We start from the raw sequence: 7,483 nt of genomic DNA on the forward strand, positions 1-7,483 counted from the left end.
CGGCATGATATTCGGATCTGTGCGCCAGGGCGTGCTGGCAGCGATCGCTGCCGATGCGCAGCTTGCCACGCGCTACGGTCCGGATAACCTGATGCTCTCGGCGACTCACACTCACTCCGGTCCCGCTGGCTATTCTCATCATGAAGCCTTTAATCTATTTCACTTCGGCTTCGATGAAGACAACCTGAATGTCATTGTCGGGGGTATCGTTGAATCAATCCGTAAGGCTGATGCCAACTTGCAGGCCAATGCCGCTACCGCGCCCATAACCCTGGGTATTGGCGAGCTTCTCAACACCAACATTAACCGTTCGCTGCCCGCCTTTGAGCGTAACAGCGAGGCTGAGCGGCGCGAGTTTCTCGATGGCCGAGGCGACCCAGTTGACGTAGACAAGCGCAGCGTACAACTCAATCTTGTGCGTGCTAACGGTTCGCCAGTGGGGCTGATAAATTGGTTTGGTGTGCATCCTACTGTGGTGGGCTCCTACGAATCTTTTGTCAGCGGTGACAACAAGGGCTATGCCTCGCTTTTGTTTGAGCGTTTGATGAACACCGACTATGACGCGGCGGATTCTGTCGATACCTTCGTGGCTGCCTTTGCCCAGACGGACGAAGGTGATGCTTCCCCCAATATTTTTATCCGGCAATTGCCTCACCCTGATCCGGCGCGCGGTGGCGCGGCTAATGATTTCGCCTCTGCAGCGCTTTCCGGAACCAAGCAGGCTGCGAAAGCGTTGGAGCTATTTAGCAGCTCACAGCAGCTGTCCGGGCCGGTGGATTATCGTTTTTTCCACGTCAAAATGGATGAAGTTACGGTGGAGAGCTACGACGGCCCCGCCCTGCCCCCGGAATGGGATGCGCCGGTGAAGCGCACTTGCGATCCTGCGTTAGGCGTTTCTTTTGGTGCCGGTGCTGAAGATGGCCCGGGCCCGACAGTTGAGGGTGCAAGCTGTGCGGACCCGGATTTTGCGCAGGCTGCAGCCGATGATTTTGCAGCGGGCTCCGCGGGTAAGATTCCACCGAACTTGGCCGCCACTACGGTACTGTGCAATGTCGGTCTGCTGCCGGCGATGGATCTCTCCTGTCACGCGGAAAAGCCGATTCTGTTTGCGATTGGTGAGCCCATCAATGCCGAACCAAGCATCCTGCCCTTTCAACTGTTTCGTCTGGGCAACATGGCCATCCTTGGGGTGCCTTTTGAGGTAACTACCATGGCATCGCGGCGCCTCCAGAAGACCTTGCTGAAAACCCTTGCACCAGTTGGGGTTGATGCCGTCGTGATTGCCGGCCTGGTGAACGATTACGTACATTATTTAACAACGCGAGAAGAGTATTCTGCGCAACAGTATGAAGGAGCTTCCACGATTTTTGGGGCCTGGCAATTAGCGGCTGTGCAGCAGGAAAGTGCGCGATTGGCTCAGTCTATGGTGGCGGCAGTCGCAGCGCCGACGGGGCCGGCCTATGTTGATGCAACCCCGGTTGTTCGACGCACACCCTACTCACCATCTGACAGCAGTTCAGGCGGCAGTTACGGCGACGTGTTGGAAGATGTTACCGCCAGTGCGGTTCGCGGTGAAAGCATTAGCGCCGTGTTTCAGGCAGGACACCCGCGCAATGTGGTGCGAGCACAAACTGCACTGTCATTTGCCACCGTAGAGCGTCGCCAGCCTGATGGCAGCTGGCAGGTGTATCGCAACGACAATGCCCCCGAACTTTTTTTCCGTTGGCGAAGTGACAGCCAGATGGAGGGCAACCCCAACGATGCGCCCGTGACCGGGCCGTCGCAAGCAGAGGTACGCTGGGAGGTGCCGCTGGATACCCCGGCCGGTGAATACCGGCTGCGCCACAATGGCGTGGCTCAGGAATCGCCATCGGCGGCGACCATACTTTATGAGGGCGTGTCTTCTGGGTTTACGATCGATGGTGCCGCGCAGAATTGCGATACGATCGCCCCCTACCAGCCTTGAAGGCGTCGGCGTCGGCGTCGGCGTCGGTTCGGTTAAAAAACACGCGTCACGCCCCCTGCTTTTCTGATCAGGCCGGCACGGGGCTAGCGGGGTTGGTGGTGTCGGTCATTGCTATAGCCGTGGCGCAGGTGCGATTGTCGAACAGGCGCTGCTCATGCCAGCCGCTGGCGAGGAAGGGGCGCCAGGCGTTCTCAGGCTGCTTCAGTCGATCCGCAAGCAGATAGAGTACCGCCGGGTTGTGGGTCAGGCCCACGTGGCTGCCCGGTACGCGAATGTTCTCACTTTGCGCGCGCTTTTCATCTACGCAGTAGTGCCAGTGCACCACGCCATCGCGTTGGGTAAAGATATTCGAGCAGGGCACCGTAGGGGTGGTTTGCCACAGCTCAGGCTGTTTCAGCATGGGGTCTTCGCCGGAGCCATTGAGCAGCGAAAACGCCCGACCGACGAAGATTTGCACGCCACTGGAGTCGGTATCTGGAATGGCAAACGGAGAGCCGAGCGTGACGACCTGGCGCACGTTTTCGGGATCTAGAGCGGCCAGTGCTCGGGCATACAATCCGCCGAGACTCCAGCCGACCAGTGTGACCTTTTGTCCGTGTTGTCGCACAATGGCCGCCAGCCGGTGTTGTAAGGCATTCAACTTGTGCTGGTGAAGCCCGGTATTTACGCCCAATTTCCAAGGGTGGGGGTTGTAGCCCAGTGTTGCCAGGGAGTGGCGCAGCGAAGCCGTCAAGATATCGCTGGTCAGAAAAGCCGGAATAACCAGCACGGGGTGACCATCGCCCACGGGTAACAAACGCTCCAGGGGTTTGCTGGACAGGTGCGCCAGTGCCTCCAGTGCGAACCGAGTCTCCAGCAGAGTGTGCAGGGCGTGGGGTTTCTTGTTCAACATAGCGATGATCTCCAAATATCTTCGCTTCAAGGAGGCGAGGGGCGGTGACGCTAACGGTTAGCTGTGGACAATGCAAAAGGGTGGGGTGGTCCAATCGAGCCTATTGATCCAAAAAAACAACCCAAGAATATGATTTATATATAAAAATGTAGCCTGCTACGTAATTACCGTAATACCCTCGGGATTTTGTTCAGGAGTTCAATATATTGACCTCGTTTAAGGTTGTGGAGCAGCCGGACTGGTCGCGCTGGTTGGCGGATCAGGGGAATACTGTGCTGCTGGTGGATCACGACAGCGAGGCAGCAGACTATCGCCGCCGCATTGCTGAATCTCAGGGGCAAGCCTGGCTGGAAAAGCTGCGTGTGATCCCGAAGGCGCAGTGGTGGGTTGAATTGTGGGACAGCAGCTTCCCCGCGCGTCAGGTATTGCGTCCGGTGCAACTATTGGCGCTGGCAGAGCAGTGTCTTGGCGACAGTGCTCATTTGCCTGAATCAGTGATTGGACTGCAAGGCATTGCGCGACGTTTTGTTGACGCGTTCGAGATTGCCGAACGCTACGCCATCGCGTTAACAATGGCAGATGTGTCGGGGCCTGATCAGGAGGCGTTTCTTGTCTGGCGCGATGAATTGCGTCGGCGCCTGGATGCTATGGATGCTATTAGTGCGGGCCAGTTAGTCGCTACCCTGAGCCAAAACTTTGCATCTCTGGAGCTGCCGCAGCGAGTGCTGTTGAGCCACACACTGGAGCTGAGCCTGCCGGAACAGGATCTGCTGCGGTCAATGCGCAGCGCCGGGGTGACTGTGAATACTCTGCCCGTGTTTACCGAACCCCAGGCCGAGAGTGTCGTCTTTCAGGCGCGCTTTGACGCCGCAAGCGATGAAATTGTGCAAGCGGCACAATGGGTAGCGGCCCGTTTCGACGAGGCCCAACGCGGCGACGCAGCCTTGCCCCGTCTGGCGATTGTGGCGCCGGATATGGTCAGCCGTGAAAACGCATTGCAGCGTGCGTTGGAGCGCTATCTCTATCCTCTGGCCCTGTTTCCGGCTGTAGCGGGGGGGCGAATCAACGAACCCTGGCGGGTCGGCAGCGGTAAGCTGGTAGGGTATCCGGTGATTGCGTCGGCCCTGGATGCTCTGCAGGCCGCCGCCGGCGACACCGAGCTTGAGCAAGTCAGTCGCCTGCTGCGCAGCTCCTTCATCGCCGAAGCCACTGAACTGTCAGCGCGTCGGGCGCGTCTCGACTGGCATTGGCGTGAATATCTGCAATCGAATACATCCCTGCAGCGGGCCCTGCGTGAGGCTGAGTTCGCAGGATTTGCCGATAGTGTGGCGGCCCTTGCTGCCTTGCGCGATGCTGCGGAGGGACATCACTCGCGCTGTCTTCCTTCGGTCTGGGTTGAGCGCTTTGATAAAGAATTACTGGCGGTCGGTTGGCCAAATCGCGAGGCTGGCGATCCGGTAGTTGATCAGTGTCGGCAAGGTTTCAGTCAGGTGATGGATACCCTGCGTGCACTCGATCGCCAGCTGGGACGGATTTCCCGCACTCAGGCGCTGCGATGGCTACAGCACGTTTTGCAGAATAAACGTTTTGAGCTGCGCCGGGATCAGGCCCCTATGCTTCAGCTGCTGAATTTTGATGAGGCCAGTGGGCAGCACTTTGACGGACTCTGGATTATGGGGCTGACGGATGCTGCGCTGCCGGCCGCCGTGGAACCGTCGCCGTTCTTGCCACGCGACAGCCTGTTGCGGGCCGCGGTGCCTCGCGCTAATCATCGCGACGCGCTGCTGCGAGACCAGCGGCTGCTAAACTCGCTGATGACGTCAGCCAGGCAGGTGGTGTTGTCCAGTGCCGGCCAGAGTGAGGAAGGCGTGCCTCAGTCTGCCTGTACGCTGATTGACTGGCATTATCCGCAGTATCCTTTGGCGGTGGATGAGGAGGCTTTTGAACTATCTATCGGCGTGACACTGCCTGACGAGGACCCGGTGCGACCGGTATCCGCGGCCGAGCGACAGGGTTTGCGCGGAGGAACCGGCATTTTCAAGGCCTTTGCGGCGAGTCCGTTTTTCGCCTTCCTGAAATATCGCTTGCGACTGGAGGCACTGCCGGTGCCGGTTGAAGGGCTAGATGCTCGCGTGCAAGGACAATGGATTCACCGCGCGCTGGACCACTTCTGGGCTGAAGTGAAAACCAGTGCTGCGCTGGCTACCCTGACTGACACACAGGCTGAGGCGCTATTGGAAGCGGCGGTGGGGCGCGCTATGAGTGATGCGGTCGCGCACGGCGACGAGCTGCAGCGTATCGAAAAGCGCCGGATTCTCACCTTACTGAATGAATGGCTGGCCTTCGAGCGCAGTCGCAATGAACCCTTTGTCGTGGAAGCCAGAGAAGTAGGGGGCAAGGTTGATGCCTTTGGGCTGCCACTGCGTATTCAGATTGACCGTATAGACCGCATTGGCGATCACCGGGTGGTACTGGATTACAAAACCGGTAGTGTCACGGCCAATGCGCTTAATGCTGAGAACCTGCTGGAGCCGCAGTTACCGCTCTACGCATTGCTTGGCGAGGCGGTGACCGGGGAACCGGTGGACGGCGTTGTACTGGCCCAGATCCATCCCCGCGACGGGATGATGGTGCATATGCGTTCTTGTTGGGCTGCTAACCTGGTGGATAAAACAGTCAGAAACCCGGTGGATACGCCGGAGAAATGGGAGGCTGAGTTAACCGCCTGGCGTAAGGTATTGGCAGGCTATGCCAATGGTTTTCTCGCCGGTGACAGCGGGCATGATTACGCTCAGGGCGCAGGGGCCTTTCCCTATGATCCCTATGTGACGGTGCTGGCGCGCGAAGAGGTGCTGGACGATGAATAAGCCGGTACCTGATCAGGCTGCCCGCGATGCTGCAATAGATCCGCATCACTCCGTTCTGCTGCGCGCTCCTGCCGGTTCGGGTAAAACTGGGGTGTTGCTATTGCGCTTTCTGAATTGCCTGCTGAGCGCCCCGACTCCGGAAGCGGTGGTGGCCATCACGTTCACCCGCAAGGCTGCAGCGGAGGTGCGCGAACGTATTCTTGATGCCTTGACGATTCAAGAAGGGGACGGCTCACCCTACGGCGATACGCTGGCGGCGCTGGCGTCTCAGGTTCGCGAGCGAGACCAACAGCAGGGTTGGGGTTTGCTGCATAATCCGTCGCGACTGCGTATTTCCACCTTTGACAGCTTTTGTGCGCGCATCGCGCGCCGCTTGCCGCTGCTGTCAGGGCTTGGCCAGATTCAGACCACCGATGACGCGGACGCGCTGTATCGAGAGGCCATATTTAATCTGTTCCGCCAGTTGGAAGGGGATGATGCCGCATTGCGCGCGGCGCTGGGTAATGTATTGGACTACGCCAGTAACCGTCTGGAGCAGTTGATCCCCCTGTTGAGCAATTTGCTGGCCAAGCGTGATCAGTGGGTTGAAGGTGTAGTTGCCGGCGATGTGGCAGGGATGGAGCAGGCTCTGCAGGCGGTGGTTGTCAGCGCGTATCAGGATTGTTGTGAACACCTTGCACGCCATGATTTTTCGCAGCTTATTGAGATTGTCAGGCAGCAGTCAGGCCATGAAGAAAAGCTCGCCTGGGCGTGTGACTGTGCTGAGCTGCAGCCATTTGATGAAGGCAATCTGCGGCTGCACGCGCGCCTGGCAAATCTGATGTTAACTGGCACGGGCAACAGCCGTAGCCTGCGTAAGCGGGTGGATAAAAACCTGGGGTTTCCTCCTAAACAGGCCGCTACCGAGGCCCTGAAAGCCTGGCTTTCGCAGCGCCATGAAGACCCGGCGCTGGAAGAGTTTACCGCCACCCTGCGGGCGCTGGCCGATCTGCCGTTGCCTACTTTGCCGGAGGCGGCGCGCAGTCTGATCGAAGACCTGATGCGGGTTTTGAAACATCTGCTGGCAGAGCTGCATCTGGTGTTCGACAGTCGCGGCCAATTGGATTTTCCGGAAGTGGCATTTCGCGCCATTAACGCGCTGACACCGCTGCCCGACAGCGAAGGTGTTTATGGTGATGCGCTACTGCAGGAAGATCGAATCCAGCATGTGCTGGTAGACGAAATGCAGGACACCTCGGTAAACCAGATTGTGCTGCTGCAACACCTGATGCAAGGCTGGGAGCCCGGCGATGGTCGTAGTCTGTTTCTGTGCGGCGATCTGCAGCAGTCGATCTACCTGTTTCGCGGCGCACTGGTGGGTGAATTTGAGCAGTTGCTGGCGCTGGGCTCCTTCAACGGTCATCCCTTGGTGTCGCTGCAGCTGGTGTCTAACTTTCGTTCGGCGCCGGCACTGGTGGAGTGGGTGAACACCGCGTTTACCGACACCTTTGCCGACAGCTATACCCCGGCGCAGCCTCAGCGCAGCGAGCCGGGCGAGGTGGTCGTACATGCCTTTGCGGGCGATAAGGCCGCCGCCCGGGAGCAGGAGGCGGCGCGTGTCGTAGCACTGGTGCAGGCCGCGCAACGCGACAACCCTGACGGGAGTATCGCCATATTGGTACGCTCGCGCAGCCATCTGCGGGCGATCGTACCGGCCTTGAAGCAGGCGGGCTTGTCCTTTGCGGGGCAGGATATAGATCGCCTGGCAAGTCAGAGTGC

At 58.9% G+C, this 7,483-nt stretch carries 4 protein-coding genes; 3 read left to right on the forward strand and 1 reads right to left on the reverse strand.

Going from position 1 to position 7,483, the window contains the following annotated elements; all coding sequences use genetic code 11:
- A partial coding sequence (locus tag ABYP39_RS16000) for a neutral/alkaline non-lysosomal ceramidase N-terminal domain-containing protein (protein WP_372783523.1) occupies window positions 1-1,966 on the forward strand: 1,966 nt, incomplete at its 5' end.
- A gap of 67 nt (window positions 1,967-2,033) precedes the next feature.
- Here the strand turns inward: ABYP39_RS16000 and ABYP39_RS16005 are convergent.
- Window positions 2,034-2,858 (reverse strand): esterase/lipase family protein, encoded by an 825-nt coding sequence (locus ABYP39_RS16005; protein WP_372783525.1) that lies wholly within the window; start codon window positions 2,856-2,858, stop codon window positions 2,034-2,036.
- A gap of 206 nt (window positions 2,859-3,064) precedes the next feature.
- Here ABYP39_RS16005 and ABYP39_RS16010 point away from each other — a divergent pair, with 206 nt between their 5' ends.
- Both ABYP39_RS16010 and ABYP39_RS16015 read left to right on the forward strand, forming a co-directional pair.
- A complete protein-coding gene (locus ABYP39_RS16010; RefSeq protein ID WP_372783527.1) occupies window positions 3,065-5,725 on the forward strand; it encodes a PD-(D/E)XK nuclease family protein in 2,661 nt (886 codons plus the stop codon).
- A partial coding sequence (locus ABYP39_RS16015; protein WP_372783529.1) for a UvrD-helicase domain-containing protein occupies window positions 5,718-7,483 on the forward strand: 1,766 nt, incomplete at its 3' end. The genes ABYP39_RS16010 and ABYP39_RS16015, both read left to right, overlap by 8 nt.

The sequence above is a fragment of the Litorivivens sp. genome (assembly GCF_041625495.1).
GTDB lineage: Bacteria > Pseudomonadota > Gammaproteobacteria > Pseudomonadales > Spongiibacteraceae > Litorivivens.

Bases quoted from the DNA above. Each gene is read 5' to 3' on its own strand.
- ABYP39_RS16005 (WP_372783525.1), bottom strand. From the start codon at position 2,858: ATGTTGAACAAGAAACCCCACGCCCTGCACACTCTGCTGGAGACTCGG.